This is a genomic window from Sphingobium sp. Leaf26 (assembly GCF_001421665.1).
Taxonomy (GTDB): domain Bacteria; phylum Pseudomonadota; class Alphaproteobacteria; order Sphingomonadales; family Sphingomonadaceae; genus Sphingobium.
In genome coordinates this window covers 168,668-189,502 of record NZ_LMKV01000031.1, presented here as the reverse complement: position 1 = coordinate 189,502, position 20,835 = coordinate 168,668, and the positions used below count along the sequence as shown (strand labels likewise).

Sequence of the window (20,835 nt, the reverse complement as noted above, 5' to 3'; positions counted from 1 at the left end):
CTCTCATGTAGGGGCGACGCGCTCAAGAGCGCAACGCCCGGAAAAACGCCCGGATATCGTCAACCAGCACGCCTGGCGTTTCCATCGGTGCGAAGTGCCCACCATGCTCGGCAACGGTCCAGCGTTTGAGATTATAGTAGCGCTCGGCCCACTTGCGCGGTTGCATCCAAACGTCGCCCTTGAACTGGAGCAGCGCCGTGGGCGCTTCGACGGGGGGCTGGCGATCATGGGCTGGCGTCAGCGCTTCGGCCTTGGTCTCATAATAGTGGCGCGCGGAACTGACATAGGTGTCGGTCAGCCAGTACAGCATGGTGTTGGTGATCAGGTCATCTTTACTGAACACTGACTCAACGTCGCCCCCGCAGTCGCTCCACGCTCTACGCTTTTCAGTGAGCCACGCCGCCAGTCCGACCGGGGAATCGTGCATGGCAAAGCCTATTGTCTGTGGGCGTGTGCGGTGGAGCCAAACAGCTTCGGCACGCATGAATTTATGGATTTCGCCGAACAGATCGGCTCGGAAGCCTATATCTCGGTCAATGTCGGTTCCGGCACCGTACAGGAAGCGGCCGACTGGGTGGAGTATATGACGGCAGTCGCTCCCGCTTCGGCCGCCAGCGAACGGGCCGCGAACGGCCGCAAAGCGCCTTATAAGGTTAAATATCTGGGCCTGGGCAACGAGATGTGGGGCTGCGGCGGGCCATTTACCGGCGAAGAATATGTCACGAAGATGAAGCCCTTTGCCCACTTCGTGCATAATTATAATCCCGCCCAGGCTGCGCCGAAAGTCGATTTCGCAGCGATCGCCAAGGATCTGATGAGCGGCAAGCCGATGGATTCGCTGCCCAGCAACCCCGAAGGCATGAAGCGTATTGCCGCCGGGCCGAACAGTGCTGATCCGTCCTATACCGAAGTCATCATGAAGGCGTGGAAGACGCGCAGCCCGATCTATTGGGACATAGACGGCATTTCGCTGCACCAATATACGTGGGGTTCGGTTCCGTTCAACGAGCCTGCCGAAGGCTTTGGTGAGAAGGAATATGCTACCGTCCTGATGCAGACGCAGTGGATGGACCGCACCATCACCAAGCATTCCGAGATCATGGACAAATATGATCCCAAGAAGCATGTGGCGCTGGTGGTCGATGAATGGGGTGTCTGGCTAAAGCCCAAGGCGGGCACCGAGCAGATGTTCCTGATCCAGCAGAATTCGCTGCGTGATGGCATGGCCGCCGCCATGAACCTCAACATCTTCGCGCGACATGCCGATCGCGTGCGAATGACCAACATCGCGCAGATGGTGAACGTGCTGCAGGCGATGATCATGACCGAAGGGCCAAAGATGGTCCTGACACCGACCTACCACATCTACAAAATGTATGTACCCTTCCAGGATGCGACCCTGCTGCCAGTCACGTTCAACGCGGGCGAGTATAAGTTCGACAAGATCACCCTGCCAAAGGTCGATGCGCTGGCCGCGCGCGGCAAGGACGGCAAAGTGTGGCTGGCGCTGATCAACCTTGATCCCAAGGCAGAATCCGTGGTGACCGCTAATGTGCCTGGCTTCGCGGCAAGCCGTGCGGAAGGCGAGGTGCTGTCTGCGCCGAGTTTTGCCAGCGTGAACAGCTTCGACGCGCCGACCACGGTTGCGCCAAAGCCTTTCAAGGCTACCGCCAGCAACGGCATCCTGTCGCTGACCTTGCCGCCGCACTCGGTCACAGTCGTCCGACTGGAGCCGTAAGAGCAAACCCTGAAGGCAGTATAACATTGAGAGGGTCAGAGGAGGATGGAGATGACGAGACGGGGTTCGATCACACTCGGCATATCCCTCATGCTCACCGCCATTCCCCCAGCCCATGCCTCTGTCGGCGCGGCTGATACAGTGCAGTTATGCCCGGCGGCCAATGCCAGTGCGAACCCGGATCTTGAGCAGATCAACAGGCTGGGAATAGAGCCACGCCGATTTGCCAATCTTGGCGAGTTTCTCGCAGCCATGCCACCGGGCGCGATGGCGCGGCTGGCTGGACTGCAAAAGGCGGCATTGGATCAGCGGGCAAAGGATTGGCCCAACCTTTGCCGTTACCAGCAGGAAAATGCCCAGGTCTTGGCCAGCGGCGTGCGGCCAAAAGCGGTTTTTCTGGGCGATTCCATCACCGAGAACTGGAAACTGGGCGATCCCTCGCTGTTCGACGCTGCCACGCTCAACCGTGGCATCGGCGGCCAGACCACACCGCAGATCCTTTTGCGCTTCTATCAGGATGTCGTCGCCCTGCGTCCGCGCGTGGTCCACATCATGGCCGGGGTGAACGACATCATGGGCAATACCGGGCCGACGTCGGACCAGGCCATCGTCGACAATATCCGCGCGATGATCGACATCGCCAAAACCAACGGCATCCGCGTGGTGCTGGCCGCGATAACCCCGTCCAAAACCTTCATCGCCCGCCCGAACGAAGACCTGCGGTCGCGCATCGCTGCGGTGAACAGCCGTCTTGTGCAACTGGCTGCACAGCAGCGCGTCACGTTTATCGATTACACGCCGTTGCTGGCTGACAGTGAAGGGGCATTTGCCCCGGCGCTGGCCAACGACGGCCTTCACCCCAATCGCGATGGCTATGCGCTGATGCGGCCATTGCTCAACAAAACCCTCGCCCGCGTGGCGAACTAGGAGACTGTCGTGCGAACCGCATCATCCTTTGCCTTTTTGCCTGCGGCCACCGCTCTGGCCCTTTGCCTCTCGGCCCCGGCGTTTGCGAAGTCTGCCGCCACGCCCGAACAACGGGCTGCCGCTATCGTCGCTCAGATGACGCTGGAGGAAAAGGCAAGTCAGATGATCAACTCCCAACCTGCTATACCCCGTCTGAACCTGCCCGATTATCAGTGGTGGAGCGAGGCGCTGCATGGTTTTGCTTTCAATCCACACGCAACCAATTTCCCTGAACCCATCGGCCTGGCCGCCAGCTTCAATGCACCGCTGCTCAAGCGGATTGCCGAAGCGATTTCGGACGAAGGTATCGAAGCGGGCGATGCGATGGTTGCGGCGGGCAGACCGCTGGAACTGGGTGCCGGGCGCACCTACTGGTCGCCCAACCTCAATATCTTTCGCGATCCACGCTGGGGGCGCGGCCAGGAAACCTATGGCGAGGATCCATTCCTCACCGGCCAGATGGGTATTGCCTATGTAACCGGCTTGCAGGGGCCAAATCCTGACGCGCCGAAGATTGTCGCTACGCCCAAACATTTCGCAGTCCATAGCGGCCCTGAATCGACGCGCCACACAGCGGATGTGACCGCTTCCGTGCATGACATGCGCGACACGTATCTGCCCGCCTTCCGTTCTGCGTTGGTTGATGGCCGCGCCGGGTCGGTGATGTGTGCCTACAGCTCGATCAATGGGCAACCGGCCTGCACCAACACCTTCCTGATGCAGGATACTCTGCGCAGGGACTGGGGCTTTACCGGTGCCGTCGTTTCGGACTGCGGTGCCGTGCGCGACATTTCCACCGCGCACAAGTTTGCGCCGGACAATATCGCGGGATCGGCGCTGGCTGTGCGGGCAGGGCTGGACATCGAATGCGCCACCGAAAGCCTGTTCGATCGCAATTCCTTTGGCCAGGCGAACAACTATGTCCAGGCCGTCAAGACTGGCAAGTTGCCGATGGCTGATCTTGATCGCGCGGTCGCGCGCGGGTTGGCCACGCGCATCCGCCTCGGCCTGCTGGAAGCCAAGTCTAGCAAGACTGCGCCGGCCACCTCGTCGATCAATACCCCTGAACATCGTGCGCTGGCCCTTGCTGCGGCCCAGCAAACGCTGGTTTTGCTCAAGAATGACGGTGTCCTGCCACTGGACCGCAAGGGCGTGAAAATCGCGCTTGTCGGTCCGCTTGCGGATTCGCGCCGGGTGCTGCGTGGTAACTACACCAGCCGGGAGACTGCTGATCTACCCTCGGTCTTCGACGGAATGAAGGCCGCGTTGCCCGATGCACAGATCACCTATGTCCCGGCAGGCGAATCGGTCTCGGACGGCAATGTCATTCCCACATCTGCGCTGTTGAGCGAGGATGGCAAGCCGGGCGTGACGATGCGTTATTATCCGTTCAAGCCTGACGGCAAACCCGCGCCAACCACGCTGATGGACAAGTTCATGCGGGCAATGACCGGACTGCCGAGCGACGTAGCGACCACCACGCGCGTCGAGCCACTGGTAAACTTCGAGATTTTCACGCAGCCACTTCTTCCCGATGGCGGGAGGGCCGTGGCCACCGGGTTCATCGTGGCACCGGAAACCGGAACCTATCGCATCGGCGGCAGGACAATCGTAGGTTCGTTCCAGTTCGCAGACGAACCGAAAGTCGTAATCCAGAACGGGTTTAATCCCGCCGTGATGCCAAAACTCCAGACGGTCGATCTGGTGGCGGGACAGCGCTATCCCTTCAATTTCAGTGTGCAGGTGCCCGCGCTTCATTTCGGCGAATTGAACTGGCAGCGTGTGTCACGCCAGCCAGAGGCAGATCTTGCGGCATCAGCCAAGGACGCGGACGTGATCGTCGCCGTGGTCGGCATCAACTCCACTTTGGAAAGCGAGGAATCCTCGATCAAGTTGCCCGGTTTCAAAGAGGGTGACCGAACCTCGCTCGACCTGCCCGCTGATCAACTCGCCTTGCTCAAGGCCGCAAAGGCCACCGGCAAGCCGCTTGTCGTGATCAACATGAGCGGCAGCGCGATCAATCTGGAATGGGCCAAGCAAAATGCCAGCGCGATCATCCAGGCCTGGTATCCGGGCGAAGCGGGCGGGCTGGCAGTGGGTCGGGCGGTTGCCGGCCTTGCCAATCCTGCGGGCCGTCTGCCGGTCACCTTCTATCGCGATGTTGCGCAACTGCCGGCCTTCGAAGACTTCGCCATGAAAGGGCGGACCTACCGCTATTTCGATGGGGCGCCAGTTTATCCGTTCGGCTACGGGCTGAGCTATACGAAATTTGCGTACGGGCCGGTCAAGGTCAGCCTGCTTGATCGCACCGGTGCAAAGGGCGTGGTTGTAGAAACCAGCGTAGCCAATGTTGGCGCACGTCAGGGCGACGAGGTTGCGCAACTTTACCTCAACTTTCCTGACGCGCCGGGTACACCCAGGATAGCCCTGCGCGGTTTCCAGAGGGTCAGCATGGCACCGGGCGAAAAGCGCGCCCTGCGGTTCGAACTCGACCCACGAGACTTGAGTTCGGTGTCGCCGGATGGACAAATCCAGATGCTGGCTGGCCGCTACACCATTTCCGTCGGCGGCGGACAGCCGGGGGGCGATCTGCCGGTACAATCAACAACATTTTCCATCAAGACGGCGAAGCTGCTGCCGAACTGAGTGGACCTTGTCATAAGCGCGACGATGGACGGCAGCGGCCGCCCTCGTCGCGAACCGGGTGAACATTGCCAGGTCTTTGTCCGGCTGGCGTTGTTCGCCTATAGTGCAGCAGCAATCCTGTTCGGCGTCCCGTCTGACGGATTATGGACGGAATGCGGGTCGTATTGATCGTCCACATTCGCGACGTGCGTGCCTATCTTGCTGATATCGTAGCCGTCCGGATAAACGCTGCTGACGAGCGCATCCAGATGACTGGGTCCGCCATCGGCCACGGGCAGCTTGCCACCCAGATGGTTCAAGGCGGTGTGGGCAAACCATTTCGCGACACGGGATGCGGGACGGATACCGCAAGCGCGCGCAATGCGATCATCCAGTTGCGCGACCAAAATGAAGCGATAAAGCGACCGCATCCCTGCTGGAGCCATCGTCCCGATCCAGCTCAGCAGCACAGTGCCCAACCGCTCATTCTGCGGTTCGTAGCGGACATGATTGTCCAGATAGGCTTCAAAGAAGGCCTTTGTTTCGGCATAGGTGGCGGGCAATGGATTGGGCGAGCCGAATGCTCGTGCCTGGTGGCTATAATAGCGGTTGACCGCCTCACGCTCCTTGTCGGTCACTGGACGCCAGCCATAGCGTTCGGCGAGTACGATAGACCCGACCGTCTCCTCGGCGCCGACGGCGATGAAGTCGTCGGGATGAATATCATATTGCCGATGCATGGCATTGACCCGACGCGCGGCGTCGCGGCCCTGACCGGTAAAGCCCTCCATCATTACCGCACTGGCAAGGATGATCGTGTCGATGACACGCTTGGATATGCGATGCTCCAGTTCCCCGGTGGAACCGAGTACGCGCGAAATGCGCGGCGCGGCATAGTTCATCATGAAACCATTGATGCTCTTGGCCACCATGGTCGACTGAAAGTCGGCATAGAAAAGCTTGGTGATTTCACGATATTCGGTGTCGAGGTCGAGCGCCTCGATCTGCTTCAGCCGCACATAGGGATCGGTCGTGCCGAGCCAGCGACGTTCTTTGCGGGCCATCATGTCTCCATTTCAATCTGTGCTTGTATGAATCGCTCAAAAATCTCTGCGGCAACCGTCAGTCTTGCCGAACGCGCATCCTTGAGGTCGCCCGCCCGGTGGGAGCAGGCCCAGCCAAGCTCCCGCATCGCGACTTCGGCCCATGCTTGCGCGCGCGGGCGCGTGGCGTCGCATTCCAGAGCGCGGGCAAGGGCTGGCAACTGGTTCGCGAGCGCCGCGATAAGCCGATCACCGATCAAGCCGGTCGCTGCCGGTGCTTCGCTGCGCGCAGACAAGTCCACGATCAACGTGGCCGGGACATGTTCGCGCGCGATCAGCGCAGCAAGATCGTCGATCCAATTTGTAATCTGGACGCGAGTGGGGACGGGGCCGGGAAGGCGTGCGACCAGCGCACAAAGACTGTCAGCATAAGCGGCTGCGATTTCGACAGAAAGGGCCGTCTTATCGACATAATGCAGATAGAGGGTGGAGCGGGAAACACCGGCAGCATGGGCGATATCCTCCATGGTGACGGCAGGAAACCCCTGCTCATAAAACAGATGGCCGGCAGCATCACAGATGCGTTTCCGGGTCAGTACCCGTTGCGCTTCTCGCAGAGAGAGTTTCGGTCCTGCAGACGCTGGCATGGTGGTTTCCATGACATCTGGATAAACAATCGGACATTAATGTCAATATCAGGACATGATGTCCGATATATCCTTCCTTTATGATTTTCGGAGCAACCACCCACGATCAGAAATGGCCTTTTTGCTTTCGGTTAGAATGAGACAATGCCGCCCAGATCGCCGCGCATATTGACTTGCTCTCGCATAGTGGCTCGACTGGCGGAGATCGCTTCATGCGTTCGTTGCGCTAGAGGTTGACGGAAAGGGCTGCGTCGTCAAAGGACATGGGATATTGTCAGGAGACGTGCGACACCATGATAGAAATCGTGCCATTGACCGGGATTGGGGAGATCCGACCGGGCGATGATCTAGTCGGGATTCTCGATGCCGCGATCCGGCGGTGCGGCGGCGAACGCCGTGCCCATGATGTGCTGGTGGTGACCCAGAAGATCGTGTCGAAGGCTGAGGGGCGCTTCGTTACGCTGGATGATGTCGTGCCAGGAGACGAGGCGCTGAGGCTGAGCAACATCACGCACAAGGATGCTCGGCTGGTTCAACTGGTGCTGGACGAATCGAGCGCGATCGTGCGGGCGGTGCCGCATGTCCTGATCGCCCGGCACAGGCTGGGGCATGTGATGGCCAATGCGGGCATCGACCGGTCCAATATCGGCGCGGGGGAGGGCGATCGCGCGCTCCTTTTGCCGATCGACCCGGACGGCAGTGCGGCGGCGTTGCACCAGCAACTGGACATGCCGGTCGTCATATCGGACAGTTTTGGCCGTCCATGGCGGATGGGCGTGGTGGCGGTGGCCATCGGGGTCGCGGGGCTGGCGGCGCTGGATGACCGACGCGGCGAGGTGGATCGCGATGGCCGGACGCTGGAAGTCACCCAGATCGCGCTGGGCGACATCATCGCGACCGCCGCCTGCCTGGCGACGGGTGAAGGGGCGGAGGGTATTCCTGCCGCGCTGGTGCGCGGCTATCCCCTGACCGCTGCGGCCCGACCCGCAGCCGCTCTGGTGCGTCCGGGTAATGAGGATCTGTTCGCATGAGCCAGGTCGTTGTCCTGACCGGTGGCGTGGGCGGGGCTAAACTGGTGCTGGGCCTGTCGCAGATCCTGTCTGCCGACAGTCTGACCGCGATCGTCAATACGGGCGATGATTTCCGGCATCTGGGCCTGCATGTCTCGCCCGATATCGACACGCTGCTCTATACGCTGGCGGGGAAAGCCAACGCCGCACAGGGGTGGGGGCGGGAAGGCGAAAGCTGGGCTTTCATGGCGGCGCTGCGCGAACTGGGCGGGCCGGACTGGTTCGCGTTGGGCGATGGCGACATGGCGCTGCATGTTTGGCGCAGCTATCTGCTAGCGCAGGGCCAGTCCCTGTCACAGGTCACAGCCAGCTTTGCGGCCCGTTGGGGCATTGCGACGCGCATCCTGCCGATGAGCGATCAGCCGGTCGCGACCATGCTGGAGACGGATCGCGGTCGGCTGGAATTTCAGCGCTATTTTGTGGAGCAACGGTGCGAACCCACCGTCCGGTCGATCCTGTTCGAGGGCGCGGCGCAGGCGGCGCCGGCGCCCGGCGTCGTGGACGCGATCCTGTCGGCCGATAGTATCCTGATTGCGCCATCCAATCCGTTCCTCAGTGTCGACCCCTTGCTGGCTGTGCCTGCCCTGCGCTCAGCGCTGCAGCAGACCGCCGCGCCGATCGTGGCCGTATCGCCGCTGATCGGCGGCAAGGCGGTCAAGGGGCCGACGGCGAAACTGATGGGCGAACTGAACATGGCGGTCGATAATGACAGCATCGCGCGCCATTATACCGGGCTGATCGACGCCATGCTGATCGACAGCGGCGACCGGTGCGACGCGCCGGACATCGCCATTGCGCATTGCGCGACATTGATGACGACGTTGTCGGACAAAATGCGGGTGGCGCAAGCCGCGATCGATCTGGCGGGCGGATTGCGCGCCTGATGGTGTGGACGGCCATCGTCCCCTGGAAGCAGGGGCCGGATACCAAATCACGGTTGAGCGCGACGCTGGACCGGTCGGAGCGGCAGGCGTTGGCCAGCACCATGGCGCAGGCGGTCATCGCCTGCCTGTCCGGCGTCGAGTCGGTCGCGACCGTGCATCTGCTTGCCCCCGCCGCCGTTCCGCCATGGCCGTGCCACTGGTTGCGGGACAAGGGGCGGGGACTGAATGCGGAGTTGGCGGCGGCGCGGGCCGATCTGGGTCATCGTCCGGTCGTCATCATCCATGCCGACCTCCCTTGCCTGACCGCTCAGGATGTGGCGTGCCTGCTGGACGCCGCAGGGACCACTGGCGCGGCGTTTGCGCCCGATCAGCATGGGCGCGGAACCAATGCGATCGCGCTGGCGGATGGTCGCCCTTTCCAATTTGCCTTTGGATCAGACAGCCTGGCGCATCATCGGCAACAGCGTAGCGATGCCGCCATCATCGCGCGGCCAGGGCTGGGGTTTGACGTCGATACGGCGCACGATCTCCACCAGTGGCGGACGATGGCTTTGCTATAATGAATTTATATTATCATATAAGAATTATTTGTAATATTTATTCAAATTAAAATTATTGTTGATTTATTCAACTACGGTTTTTGTAATATCCGTTCGGCGGCTGTTGTCGTCCTAAACTTCAAGACGATTTTCCGCTTAAATAGGGACATAAATTGCATGTCGGCTTCGGTTGAATCGCCCTCCCCGCTCCAAGCATAAACTATGTCGAGAAACAGGAAGCGTTGGGCTGGCCTCTTCTCGACGCGCTCGAAGCGAACGGGAATGGAGTCAGGTCGTTCGTGCCTTCAGTATCCGCTGTGCTCCGATATTGATGGCCAGCACGATCGCGCCGATCGCGGCGGCGACCAGGCCGATGCGCAGATAGGCGTCCAGGATGATCGCCCGATCGCCGCCATCGGCGCCACCGCCCATCGCTTCGATCACCGAGGCGATCACGCCCGCGCTGAAATTGCCCGCCGCCGTCGCCAGAAACCAGGTGCCCATCAGAAAGCTGAGTATATGGCGTGGGGCGAAGCGGGACATGGCGGACAGGCCGACGGGCGACAGGCACATTTCGCCGATCGCATGGCAGAGGAAAAGGAGGAAGATGAAGACCAACGGCACCTTCTGGTCCGCCGGTACCCACTGCGCCAGCGTCATCAGCACGAAGCCGCCACCGACCATGATGATGCCGAAAGCGAAGCTGCTGATCGGGGTGGGCATCCGGCCTGCCTTGGCGAGGCGCAGCCAGAGCGCGGCGAAGGGCAGGGCGATCAGGCAGACGAAGAAAGGCGGCAACGCCTGAAAGACCGAGGCCGGCACTTCATGGCCCAGAACCATGCGGTTGACATGATGGTCGATGAAGAGGCTGAGTGAGGAGCCGCTCTGTTCGTAAAGGCCCCAGAAGACCGGCTGGATGACGATCAGCGCCAGCGCATAGAGCAGCTTGCGCCGTTCCTCGCCCTCCAGCCGGGCGAGCGCGATCCAGATGAGCAACAGGCCGACAAGCAAGCCGCCCACCGCGAGCAGGGTGCCGGTCAGTCTGGGCGATATCAGCAGCAGCCAGCCCAGCAGGGTTAGCGGTAGCGTGAGTCCGTAGATGAGCCATTCGCGCTTCACGCCGAAGATCGGCTGGACCAGCGCCGCCGGATCGGGCGCTTCGCCGCCGCCCAGCAGGTGGCGCTTGCCGCGGGCAAAGACGATGACGCCCGCGATCATCCCGATCGCCGCCGCGCCAAAGCCATAGCCCCAGCCCAAAGTCTCTCCCAGCACGCCACAGATGACCGGGCCGATCGCGCCGCCCAGATTGATGCCCATGTAGAAAAGTGTGTAGGCGCTGTCCCGGCGGGGGTCATGGGCGGCGTAGAGCTTGCCCACAAGCGCCGAGATATTGGCTTTAAGGAATCCGGTGCCGACGACGATCAGCGACAGGCCGATCCAGAAGATCGCCTGCGCCGATGTGTCCAGAGCGTCCTCCAGCCCGAGGGTGATATGACCGGTGGCGATCACCAGTCCACCGAACAGCACCGCCTTGCGCTGCCCCAGCCAACGGTCGGCGAGATAGCCGCCGATCATGGGGGACAGGAAGACCAGCGCCAGATAGGAACCGTAGAGCAGCCCCGATTGCTCGCCAGAATAGAGAAAGTGGCGCGTCAGATAGAAGATCAGCAGCGCGCGCATCCCGTAGAAGGAGAAGCGCTCCCATAATTCGGTGAAGAAGAGGACGTACAGGCCCTTGGGATGGCCCCAGAGGGTTTCGGCTTCGGTTGGCATCAGTCTATCCAGCGATAGTCGGGCTTGGCGGTGACTTCGGGTACGGGGGCGGTCAGGTCCGCGCCGCGCTTCGGATCGGTTGCGGCCGCCTGATCGACGAAGCCGTAGGACACGCCCTTGTCGAACTGGCCGCCGCGATGTTCGACATCGCCGATCGTCTGCGCCGTGCCGGACAGGATGATCCCTTTCTCATATTCGCCGATACCCAGCATGGACGTTGCGGCGCGGGCGTGGCCGCGCAGGATGGTGTCCCCGCGCAGCACGGTGAGGCCGGCGATAACGGCGTCATCGTGTAGCTCCGCTCGATCTGTGACGACGGCATGATCCTCGACCCGTGCCCGGTCGGCGATTGTGCCGGAGAGGATGCGGGCGTAGGGGCCGACATAAGCCGTGGCGGCGACCTTTGCGTTCGGGCCGACCCAGCCGCCGCCATTGGCGTGACGATGGCCGCCGGAGATGGGAGCAGGTGCATCAGGTAGCGCGCCGCCCAGTTCGACCATCCAGGGATAGCGGTAGATGGAATAATAGGGCTGGTCCCAGCGGATCTTCTGCATCTGCGATGGGGTGGCCATCACGACGAGATAGAGGCCGCTATCGTTGGGTCGGAGGTCGATGGCCGTCTGACTGCGCGCGCCGTGCTGAAGGGGGCTGTAGCGGCTTTGGCCGTCCGCGCCGACGGCGACCACGCCCCAGCGCCAGTCGGAGGCGGGTGGCGGGATGATGTCGGGTTCGTCGGCGAGGCTGGGCAGTTTCCCGGTAGCGGATGCCTGTTGCACGATGCCGCGGAAGCTAACGGTGACGCGGGTCTGACCGGCGTCGGGGTTCAGCTTGACGATATTATAGCCCCAGCGCTGGGGCGCCCACATATCGGGAACGGCGTAGCGGCGCTTCCCGGCGTCGATCGGATCGAGCACGGTGGCTGCCAATATATCTGGGCCGGTACTCTGGTCGTAGCCGCCATAGCTTTTGCGATAGGCGGCACCATTGGCATAGTCCCAGTTCGCATTGTGCAACGCCCAGTCGCCAAAGGCATCGTTCAACTGATCCTGCGTCCAGCCCATATTGGCTTTGAGGACGGAGAAGGGATCGGCGGTCAGTCGGGCGGCGTCATTCTTGCCCGGCGCATTGCGCCATAGGGCATTGACGGCGTCATAGCCATGACTGTCCTTGAGATATTCGAACCATTGCCAGTTGCAGTAGCGCGACCGGGTGGAGCCATAATAGAGGTGCGGATATTGTTTGAGCAGCACCGAACAATGGGTGTTTTCGCGAAATTCGGGCAACTGGGTGGTCATCCAGTTGGCGTGGCTTTCGAACATCCAGCCGGTGTAGGGCGAGTCCATCAGCCGGCCGGTCGCGGCCTGCAAGGCGTGGGTCAGTTCATGGGCGAGGCCGAACCGGTCCTTCAACGCGCCCGGCCCGATCCACATGCCCATATGGCCAAGCGAATCCGTGCCGCCGGTCAGGCCATAATCAACACCGATATAGGCGTTGACCTTATATTTCGTCGCATCGCCGCAATGGGGCATCGGGAAGCCCAAAGTGTCGATGAAGTAGGACCAGACATATTCCAGATGCGCCGCGGCCGCCTTGGCATCGGCGGGATCGACGGTGCCGGGCTTCCAGTGGAAGGCGACGTGGGCGCTTTCCATCTGGAGCGGCAGCGCGCCATTGACGGCATCGCCCGGATCGGTGGCGGCAACGGCCCATTTGCCGACGATGCAAATAGGATTTCCGGGGCTTAACTTCGCATGTTTCCCGCTGGTTTCGACATTTTGTTGCGCCGGGCTGATCCTATCGGAAAGCGCCGGCGAACAACCGCGCGAAAGCATAGCAGCCGGACTGCCAATAGGACAGCGGTCCACCGCCGGTCGGGAAAGGGGCCGGGGCAGGGAGGCCAGCGCCGCGCCCCCCAATGTCAGGCCAAGGGCCGAAGCGAGGAGGGCGCGGTGCATGGGCATCAGCGCGGCGTCAGCGTGATGCGGGTGGCGCCGGTGGTGAGCGGAATGGCATAGCCGCCCCGGTCCGCCGTCCCGCCGTCGATCGCATAGGGCTTGCCGTCCTTCGTCGTCGTCTCGAACAGCAGGCGGGCTTTGCTCGTCGCGGCATCGGCCGGATCGAGCGTCAGCACGACCTGTCCCGATGCGCCGTCATAATCAGCACTGGCGATGCGGCCGGCCTCCAGCGTGATCCACAGGCCAGCGGGCGCGATGAACAGGCGGCGGCGGGCGCCATCCTGCGGCACGATATGGATTTTGCCGGCGTCGTCCGTAACCTTGCCGCCGAAACCGAGCCAGCCCAGATCCTTGTCCTTCACGGCATAGGTGGCCGATGCGATGGCATGACCGTAAAAGCCCATGCCATAATCGCCGCTGATCGCGTCCCACTTCATCATGTCGGGCCAGCTATGGAAGGCGGCGGACCCGAAGCCCTGCTGGTCGATATTGGTGATGCCGCCCATCATGCCGCCATAGGCGACGCGCAACAGGTGCAGGTCGTCCGGGTTCTGGCGATAGGCGTCGAACAAAGGCACGGCATTGAGCGCCGAGCCATAATGGTGAATTTGTCGCTCGATCCGCGACACCTTCCCGCCATAGAGGAAGTCCCAATAGCGGCGGGCATTGCCATTATAGCCCCAGCTTGGGATGGTCGGATCATAGCCAAGGATCACCTCTTTGGTTACATCCGCTTGCGGCTGATAACCGAAATAGCGCATCCAGGCATAGACTTCGGGCTGGCCGGTGGAGTCCCAAGCCATTTCACTGCCGAAGGGATATTTGAGCGTACGCCAGTGATCGGCGCGGCCCTTCATCAGCTTTTCCATTTCGGTGGCTTGCGCAGTCAGGCCCTCGCGTTTCAGATCCTTGAGGATGTCGAGGAAGATGTCGCCTTCCATCTGGCCGAACTGCGCATAATAGGGCGCGTCGCGCATCATCGCGACGGAGGTGCGATAGGCCCAGTCGAGGTAGAAGCGCCAGTCATGCTGCTTCACCAGACCCTGACTGTCGCGCGCCAGGCGATAGAGCACCCAATGGCCGATCGCGACATGGGGGTAATTATAGGACCGGCCGAGGTCGTCCGAATCCTTCTTCGACCAGGCTGTCCAGTTCTTCCAGTTGATCGCCGGGTCGTAATAGTCCGGAAATTCCTTGGGGTCGTAGTAGAAAAGGCTCTTCTTGACCGCGCCGGCCTGCGCGCCTTCCGCGACCTGAAGATGGCCGATCACGGTTTCGTTGACCAGCCGCTCCAGTTTGGCGACTTCTTCCGCGTTGGGGTTGTCGAGCTGCTTGATCGCGGCGGCGACCCAACTGCCCGCTCCGCCTTCGTCGCTCATGCCTGCGACCCAGACGCGGCCGTCCTGGGTCAGGATCTTATTGTCTTCCCGGTCATAGGACAGGATGGCGGGCGAGCGGTGGAAGGGGTCGCCCTTGCCCTCATACCACTGATTGGTCGTGGTGAAATGACCGATATCGGCCATCACCTGCTCCAGCGGCTTGGTGATATAGTAGCTGACGGTCTGGGCTTGCCCGTCGGCATAGGTGATGGTGAGGCGTGCCTGACCCCAGCCTGACGCCTTCACATCATAGCGCGCCGAGCCGGTGCTGCTTGTCGTCAGCGTGGCGGTGAGGGCGCCAGCGGGGAAGCTTTCGATCTTTGCGACGGGGCTGGCGGATTTGAGGTAGAGACTGGCCGACTGGTCGGTCGGCACGACATAGCCGGGGATGCCGACCGCCACTGGCCGCTTGTTGGCGACCAGCGTGTCCTCGATCGCGCGGATGGTCGGCGACGTGACGAAGCGCAAGCCGATGGTGCGGCTCTGGCCGGGCGCGAGCGTGATGCTGGTCGCCTCATTCCATTGCGGGCCGGCTTTGGCCCATTCCTTGTCGACAAAGCCCTTGCTGGCGACGGTCCAGTCGTAAAAGCCTTCGGATACCTGCGTGCGCGGACTGCGATCTGTAAAGATATCATCCTTCGGCGCGGCGCGGGCTTCCAGCACTGGGCGATAGGCTTCGAGCGGCGTGTTTTTTTCAGGCAGGACCAGCAGCGCCGGACCTTGGCCGTTGAGGCGTGTCACCTGCAAATAGCCGGCGTCGCGGCCGATATAGGGATCGACGAAGCTGGCCTGCGCATGGGCCTGATCCAGATCTCGGTCGAGAATGATATTGTCGAACACCATCGGCATGCCTAGTGCGCCGATCTCGACGGGAGCGTTGCTGCTGTTGACCAGGGTGAAGCGCAGGGCGAGGACGCCATTGTCATTGACCCATTGGCGTTCGACGCGCAGCGGGATGCCCGTGCCCATCGACGCGCTGATGTCGGCGGCGGCCAGCACGTCGCCGCGTGCGACCAGCTTGGCGATGGGCTTGCGGGCATGGGCGGAGGAATAATCCTGCCATGCGCCGTCGCCGCTCTTCAGGCGGAGATGGAGGTCGCCGATATGGACATAGCCGTCGCCCGCCCGTTCCGCTTCGCGGGCGGCGGGGACATAGTCGAACGCGGCGTCGCCGGTCGGGGAAAGATGCGCCAGCGTCTGCGTATCGGTGCGCAGGGCGAGGTCGAAGGCCGGCGTCTTATATGCCGTCTTCGCGATCGGCGGAAAGACCTTCTTGGCGGGCTGGGCCTCGGCAAAGGCGGCGGTCGCCGGCATCAGCGCGGGCACGGACGCCAGCAGCAGCGCGATCAGGGGGAGCTTCTTGGTCATCATCATCCTCGTCATTGCGCGGCGGGGGTGCGGGCGGCCTGTGGAGCCGTCAGGGCGGGCGGGGTTTCGCCCAGCAGGTTGAGCGTGAAATAGTCGCGCAGCTTCTTCCAGAAGAAGGGCTGATAGACGCGGTGGGTGGTGTTTGGCAGGACGACCAGATCGACGTCGCGCCCGGCATCCATCAATGCCTTGGCGAGGCGGAAGCTTTCCGTCACCGGCACATTGTCGTCGATATCGCCATGGATCAGCAACAGCTTGCCCATCAGATTGCCGGCGACCGACATATTGCTGTTGCGCTCCCAGGTTGCTTCGTCCGGGTTGCCCATCGAGACTTCGGGCCACCATGTCTTGTCGAGACGCAAATCGTGATTGCCGGAGGAGGCGACGCCGACCCTGAAGAAATTGGGCCGCCGCAGCACGAAGCGCGCGGTGTCGTAGCCGCCCGCTGATCCGCCGAACACGCCGACGCGGGTGGCGTCCATATAGGGATATTTGGCGGCCATCTGGCGGATGAGGCTGATATGATCGTCCAGCCCGACTTCGCCCAGATTCTGATAGGCAGGCAGGCGGAAGGCCTGTCCCCGGCGCGAGGTGCCGGTGCCGTCGATCATCACCACGATCGCGCCGATCTGGGCCACGGCATTGCCCGACACGCGGTGGGCGTCGTTCCAGGTGGCGGGGACGTCGGTCGTGGTCGGGCCGGTATAGACATTGTCGATGATGGGGTAGCTGCGCTTCGCGTCGAAGTTCGCCGGGCGGAAGATCATGCCGTAGATGGGCGTATGGCCATCCGCCGCGACACCCTCAAAAGGTTCGGGCGATGTGTAGCCGGCCGCGCGCAGGCGGCTATCGTTGGCGGTGGCGAGGTCCATGACGATCTTGCCCGTCTGCCCGTCGCGCAGCACGGCGCGGGTGGGGCTGGTCGGGCTGGACATCTGGTCCACGATCCACCGCCCGTCGTCGGACAGGGTGGCGTCATGATCGAGCGGTTCGGGCGTCAGTTCGGTCGGGTCGGCGCCGCTCATCGGCACACGATAGAGGGCGCGCCAATAGGGATTGCGGGCCTTTTCCCGGCCGACGCCGGTCACGACCAGCGATGCCTTGTCCGCGGCGACATGGTCGACCGACAGGACTTCCCACTCCCCCTGTGTGAGCGGTTTCCCGCCATCGGGCGCATCCGGGGTGACGAGATAGAGCTGCGCCCAGCCGGACCGTTCGGAGATGGAGAGTTCTCCGCCCAGATCGGGCGCGGGCAGGATCATGCTGGAGGTGACGGTAACGAGCGGCTTGACCGCCTCATGCGCGACGATGCGCGCGGCGCCGGTGTCGGGATCGGCCTGATAGACGGCCTGTTGCTTGTAGCCGCGCTCGGTCCAGAGGATACGCGGCTTGCCCTTGATCCAGCCCATGTCGGGCGGCGAGGGATAGAGGATGGATTCCGAGGGGATCGCGAGCGGCACCACCTTAGCCTTGCCGGCCTTCATCGCCTGTTCGATGTCGATGACGAAGCGGGTCGCCTGCGGCAGCTTCTCCGCGCCGGCGAGCGGATAGACATAGGAGAAGCTGCGCGGATAGAATTCGCCCGGCGGGTTCTGCTGGGTGATGGACAGCTTCTTGACGTCCCGCGTGTCGAGTCGCCAGCTTAGCAAGTAGCGGCCATCGGGCGACCAGGCGCCGGAAACGGGCATGTCCGGTTCCTCGGTGCCGGCGCGCAAGATGTCGGCCAGTTGCGGGATGGAGCGGCCATAGGGCTGCTCGCGGGTACCATCGGTGGTGAGGGCGACTTCCTTGCCGCTCTTTATGTCCACCGCGATCAGATTGAAGTTGCGCGCAACGATGCGGAAGCGACCGTCAGGCGAGGGGAGGGAGAGGTCTTCCTTCCTTTGCTCCTCGATGATCTTTTCGGCCTTGCCATTGTCGGCAAGGGTCCAGCGGCCATCCAGCGCGGCGAAGCGCAGGGTCCTGGTCGCCGGATCATAATCGACTTCGGCGATATGGGCGGCGTCCGTGTCGATGTTCTTGCCGGTTGCGGCGCTCAATGCGGCGAGCAACTGCGCGTTCGTTGCCACCTGCGCCTTCGCCAGCGTGGCAAGATCGACATAGACATAGCTTTGCACGAGGCGATTGCCGGTGCGGTAGAGCAGGCCCTTGCCCTCGCCGACAAAGCGCGGGGCGACGTCCGCATTGTCGATCAGGTCGCCCAGGCTCTGACTGTTGAACTTGTCGGACAGAGCATAGCGCGCGCTGATGGTCGGTTGAGCTACGGTCGCCGCGACGGGGCGCGCGGCGGCGGGTATCGACAGGGCGATAGCGCAGGTCAAAGCCAGCAGGCTGACGGTTTTCGATACGGGATAAGGGAGCATGCCCACGGCGGCGCGTACCTATATTGTCATGAAAGAGGGCGCAGTCATGGCCGTAACGACGCTGGCCGTCAACAAGATTATACGATATAAGATCGGTCTTTTCCCGTCACCGTTATCGGTGTAGCGTGCGATGAACGATGTGGATTGGATGGCAGGCATGAAGGACGGGCGGCAGGATCAGGGCGGTGGGATCGGCACGCCGATCGTCATGGGCCGCTTGCATCATGTGGTGGCGCACCGGCTGGCGACGCAGATCGTCAGCGGCACCTTGCCCATCGGGTATGTCTTTCCGGCCGAAGTGGACCATGCCGAAACATTGGGTGTGTCGCGATCTGTTCTGCGCGAAGCATTCCGCATCCTGACCGCCAAGGGGCTGGTGAGCAGCCGGCCCAAGGCGGGCACCAAGGTCAATGAACGGCGCCAGTGGAGCATGCTCGATCCCGACGTGCTGGCCTGGCAGATCCAGTCCGAGCCGTCAGAGCAGTTCCTGCGCGACCTGTTCGAGCTGCGCATGATGGTGGAACCGCATGCCGCAGAGATGGCCGCGACCCGGCGCAGCGAAGGGCAGTTGATCGACATGGCCAATGCGCTGGACGCGATGGAGCGCTACACGCTGGCGACGGAGAAGGGGCGGGCGGCGGACCAGCGTTTCCATGGCCTGCTGATGGAAGCGGCGCAGAATGAGCTGCTTTTTTCCCTGTCCAGTTCGATCATGTCGGCCATTGCCTGGACCACGGCGGCCAAGCAGCGGGTGCAGGACGCACCGCGCGATCCGATGCCGGAGCATCGTGCGCTCTATCGGGAAATTGCCGCGCAGAATTCGCGTCAGGCGCAAAGGGCGATGCGCACGCTGATCGAACTGGCGCTGGCGGACATGCACGTCGCCTTGCGCCGTTAGGCAAAAAAAGGGGGGGGAGAGCGATGTCCCCCCACCCTGTCCTTATTTCATCGTCGGGATGACGAAGCTCTGGTCGATGACCGACCCGCCGCTCGGCCAGCGCTGCGTGACCTTCTTGGTGCGGGTGTAGAAGCGGACGCCATCGGTGCCATATTGATCGAGATCGCCGAAGCCCGACCGCTTCCAGCCGCCGAAGCTGTGATAGGCGACCGGCACCGGGATCGGCACGTTGATGCCGACCATGCCGACTTCCACCTGAGCGGCGAACTGGCGGGCGGCGTCGCCATTGCGGGTGAACAGCGCCACGCCATTGCCATATTGATGGCGGCTGGCGAGGCCGATCGCCTCCTCGAACGTGTCGGCGCGCACGATCTGGAGCACCGGGCCGAAGATTTCCTCCTGATAACTCTTCATGTCGGGCGTCACGCGGTCCAGCAGGGTCGGCGCGAGGAAATAGCCCTCCTCATAGCCCTGGAGCGAGAAGTCGCGGCCATCGACGACCAGTTCTGCGCCTTCTTCCACGGCTAGATCGATATAGCCTTCGATCCGGGCCTTGTGCTGGCCGGTGACGACGGGGCCATAATGGGCTTCTTCGTCGGTCGAGATGCCGACCTTGAGCTTTTCGATTCCTTCGACCAGCCGTTCGCGCAGGGTTTCTGCGGTTTGTGCGCCGACCGGCACCACGACGGGGAGCGCCATGCAGCGTTCGCCGGCCGAGCCGTAGGCCGCACCCAATATGTCGGCGACGGTCTGGTCGAGATCGGCATCGGGCAGGACGATGCCGTGATTCTTGGCCCCGCCCATGCACTGGGCGCGCTTGCCCGCTGCCGCCGCGCGCTGATAGACATAGTTGGCGATGTCGGACGAGCCGACGAAGCTGACCGCCTTGATATCCGGATGGTCGCAGATCGCATCGACGATGACCTTGTCGCCATGGACGACGTTCAGCACGCCCTTGGGCAGGCCGGCCTCGACCAGCAGTTGCGCCAGACGCACCGGCACGGAAGGATCACGTTCAGAGGGCTTGAGGATGAAGGCGTTGCCGCAGGCCAGGGCGACGGAGGACATCCACAAGGGGATCATGGCCGGGAAGTTGAACGGCGTGATGCCCGCGACCACGCCCAGCGGCTGGCGGATCGAATAGACGTCGATGCCGGGGCCGGCGCCCTCGGTATAGTCGCCTTTCAACAGATGCGGGACGCCGCAGGCAAATTCCACGACTTCCAGACCGCGCTGGATATCGCCCTTGGCATCCGACACGACCTTGCCATGTTCGGATGCGAGCAGTTCCGCCAGCTCCTGCATATTGTCCTCGATCAGCCCCTTGAAGGCGAACATCACGCGGGCGCGGCGTTGCGGGTTGGTGGCGGCCCAAGCGACCTGCGCCTGCTTGGCATTGGCGACTGCCCGGTCGAGCAGCGAGACTTCGGCGAGTTCCACCTGCGCCTGTACCTGGCCGATGGTGGGGGCGTAGACATCGCCCAGCCGGCCGGGTTCGGATACGGTTTCACCGTTGATGAAATGGCTGATCAAACGCATCGCTGCTCTCCTGGGCTATCATGGTCTAGTTGCGCTGACATGGCTTTT

15 protein-coding genes are annotated in these 20,835 nt (G+C 62.4%); 7 read left to right on the top strand and 8 right to left on the bottom strand.

Translation table 11 applies throughout. The features are described 5' to 3' along the window. Positions 1 to 22 precede the first annotated feature (22 nt). Positions 23 to 343 carry an alpha/beta fold hydrolase gene (locus tag ASE85_RS20400; RefSeq protein ID WP_056693108.1) on the bottom strand — a complete coding sequence of 107 codons (321 nt, stop codon included), beginning with the start codon at positions 341 to 343 and terminating at the stop codon, positions 23 to 25. A 78-nt stretch (positions 344 to 421) separates the two neighbouring features. Between ASE85_RS20400 and ASE85_RS20395 the strand changes: the two genes are divergently transcribed. The 3 genes from ASE85_RS20395 to ASE85_RS20385 are packed head-to-tail and all read left to right on the top strand — an operon-like array spanning position 422 to position 5,350. Then, on the top strand, positions 422 to 1,738 hold the full coding sequence (locus tag ASE85_RS20395) for an alpha-N-arabinofuranosidase (protein ID WP_200928415.1): 1,317 nt from the start codon (positions 422 to 424) through the stop codon (positions 1,736 to 1,738). A gap of 51 nt (positions 1,739 to 1,789) precedes the next feature. Continuing rightward, complete coding sequence (locus ASE85_RS20390; protein ID WP_162237491.1) at positions 1,790 to 2,665, top strand: GDSL-type esterase/lipase family protein; 876 nt, start codon at positions 1,790 to 1,792, stop codon at positions 2,663 to 2,665. 9 nt (positions 2,666 to 2,674) lie between these two features. Continuing rightward, positions 2,675 to 5,350 carry a glycoside hydrolase family 3 C-terminal domain-containing protein gene (locus ASE85_RS20385; RefSeq protein WP_056693097.1) on the top strand — a complete coding sequence of 892 codons (2,676 nt, stop codon included), beginning with the start codon at positions 2,675 to 2,677 and terminating at the stop codon, positions 5,348 to 5,350. A 98-nt stretch (positions 5,351 to 5,448) separates the two neighbouring features. Here ASE85_RS20385 and ASE85_RS20380 read toward each other — a convergent pair whose 3' ends face one another. Together ASE85_RS20380 and ASE85_RS20375 are read right to left on the bottom strand one after the other, a co-directional pair. Next, a complete protein-coding gene (locus ASE85_RS20380) occupies positions 5,449 to 6,396 on the bottom strand; it encodes an oxygenase MpaB family protein (protein WP_056693094.1) in 948 nt (315 codons plus the stop codon). Beyond that, positions 6,393 to 7,031, bottom strand: a complete 639-nt coding sequence (locus ASE85_RS20375; RefSeq protein WP_082462949.1) for a TetR/AcrR family transcriptional regulator — start codon at positions 7,029 to 7,031, stop codon at positions 6,393 to 6,395. The genes ASE85_RS20380 and ASE85_RS20375 overlap by 4 nt, the downstream gene beginning before the upstream one ends. Positions 7,032 to 7,312: 281 nt before the next feature. Between ASE85_RS20375 and cofE the strand changes: the two genes are divergently transcribed. The 3 genes from cofE to cofC are packed head-to-tail and all read left to right on the top strand — an operon-like array spanning position 7,313 to position 9,533. After that, positions 7,313 to 8,050 carry a coenzyme F420-0:L-glutamate ligase gene (cofE, locus tag ASE85_RS20370; RefSeq protein ID WP_056693090.1) on the top strand — a complete coding sequence of 246 codons (738 nt, stop codon included), beginning with the start codon at positions 7,313 to 7,315 and terminating at the stop codon, positions 8,048 to 8,050. Continuing rightward, positions 8,047 to 8,973 carry a 2-phospho-L-lactate transferase gene (gene cofD, locus ASE85_RS20365; protein ID WP_056693088.1) on the top strand — a complete coding sequence of 309 codons (927 nt, stop codon included), beginning with the start codon at positions 8,047 to 8,049 and terminating at the stop codon, positions 8,971 to 8,973. The genes cofE and cofD overlap by 4 nt, the downstream gene beginning before the upstream one ends. Continuing rightward, positions 8,973 to 9,533: a 2-phospho-L-lactate guanylyltransferase gene (cofC, locus tag ASE85_RS20360; RefSeq protein ID WP_056693086.1), complete on the top strand. Its 561-nt coding sequence runs from the start codon at positions 8,973 to 8,975 to the stop codon at positions 9,531 to 9,533. Before cofD ends, cofC begins: the two co-directional genes overlap by 1 nt. A 267-nt stretch (positions 9,534 to 9,800) precedes the next feature. On the opposite strand, the gene ASE85_RS20355 is transcribed toward cofC, so the two are convergent. The 4 genes from ASE85_RS20355 to ASE85_RS20340 are packed head-to-tail and all read right to left on the bottom strand — an operon-like array spanning position 9,801 to position 18,350. After that, entirely contained in the window at positions 9,801 to 11,285 is a 1,485-nt protein-coding gene (locus tag ASE85_RS20355; RefSeq protein ID WP_056693084.1) for a peptide MFS transporter, read from the bottom strand. Then, positions 11,285 to 13,240: an Svx/AvrXca family virulence/avirulence protein gene (locus tag ASE85_RS20350; protein WP_200928414.1), complete on the bottom strand. Its 1,956-nt coding sequence runs from the start codon at positions 13,238 to 13,240 to the stop codon at positions 11,285 to 11,287. Before ASE85_RS20350 ends, ASE85_RS20355 begins: the two co-directional genes overlap by 1 nt. 5 nt (positions 13,241 to 13,245) lie before the next feature. Beyond that, positions 13,246 to 15,993, bottom strand: coding sequence for a DUF5695 domain-containing protein (locus ASE85_RS20345; protein ID WP_235523630.1), 2,748 nt, complete (start codon positions 15,991 to 15,993; stop codon positions 13,246 to 13,248). Positions 15,994 to 15,998: 5 nt separating this feature from the next. Then, complete coding sequence (locus tag ASE85_RS20340) at positions 15,999 to 18,350, bottom strand: S9 family peptidase (protein ID WP_056693081.1); 2,352 nt, start codon at positions 18,348 to 18,350, stop codon at positions 15,999 to 16,001. Between the two features lie 130 nt (positions 18,351 to 18,480). Here ASE85_RS20340 and ASE85_RS20335 point away from each other — a divergent pair, with 130 nt between their 5' ends. Then, entirely contained in the window at positions 18,481 to 19,248 is a 768-nt protein-coding gene (locus tag ASE85_RS20335; RefSeq protein WP_235523629.1) for a FadR/GntR family transcriptional regulator, read from the top strand. A 42-nt stretch (positions 19,249 to 19,290) separates the two neighbouring features. Here ASE85_RS20335 and ASE85_RS20330 read toward each other — a convergent pair whose 3' ends face one another. After that, positions 19,291 to 20,787 (bottom strand): CoA-acylating methylmalonate-semialdehyde dehydrogenase, encoded by a 1,497-nt coding sequence (locus tag ASE85_RS20330; RefSeq protein ID WP_056693079.1) that lies wholly within the window; start codon positions 20,785 to 20,787, stop codon positions 19,291 to 19,293. Positions 20,788 to 20,835: the final 48 nt, after the last annotated feature.

Coding starts and splice junctions, on each gene's coding strand:
- cofC (WP_056693086.1), top strand. CDS start 8,973: ATGGTGTGGACGGCCATCGTCCCCTGGAAGCAGGGGCCGGATACCAAA.
- cofD (WP_056693088.1), top strand. CDS start 8,047: ATGAGCCAGGTCGTTGTCCTGACCGGTGGCGTGGGCGGGGCTAAACTG.
- ASE85_RS20375 (WP_082462949.1), bottom strand. CDS start 7,031: ATGGAAACCACCATGCCAGCGTCTGCAGGACCGAAACTCTCTCTGCGA.
- ASE85_RS20330 (WP_056693079.1), bottom strand. CDS start 20,787: ATGCGTTTGATCAGCCATTTCATCAACGGTGAAACCGTATCCGAACCC.
- ASE85_RS20380 (WP_056693094.1), bottom strand. CDS start 6,396: ATGATGGCCCGCAAAGAACGTCGCTGGCTCGGCACGACCGATCCCTAT.
- cofE (WP_056693090.1), top strand. CDS start 7,313: ATGATAGAAATCGTGCCATTGACCGGGATTGGGGAGATCCGACCGGGC.
- ASE85_RS20335 (WP_235523629.1), top strand. CDS start 18,481: ATGAACGATGTGGATTGGATGGCAGGCATGAAGGACGGGCGGCAGGAT.
- ASE85_RS20390 (WP_162237491.1), top strand. CDS start 1,790: ATGACGAGACGGGGTTCGATCACACTCGGCATATCCCTCATGCTCACC.
- ASE85_RS20345 (WP_235523630.1), bottom strand. CDS start 15,993: ATGATGATGACCAAGAAGCTCCCCCTGATCGCGCTGCTGCTGGCGTCC.
- ASE85_RS20355 (WP_056693084.1), bottom strand. CDS start 11,285: ATGCCAACCGAAGCCGAAACCCTCTGGGGCCATCCCAAGGGCCTGTAC.
- ASE85_RS20340 (WP_056693081.1), bottom strand. CDS start 18,350: ATGCTCCCTTATCCCGTATCGAAAACCGTCAGCCTGCTGGCTTTGACC.
- ASE85_RS20350 (WP_200928414.1), bottom strand. CDS start 13,240: ATGCACCGCGCCCTCCTCGCTTCGGCCCTTGGCCTGACATTGGGGGGC.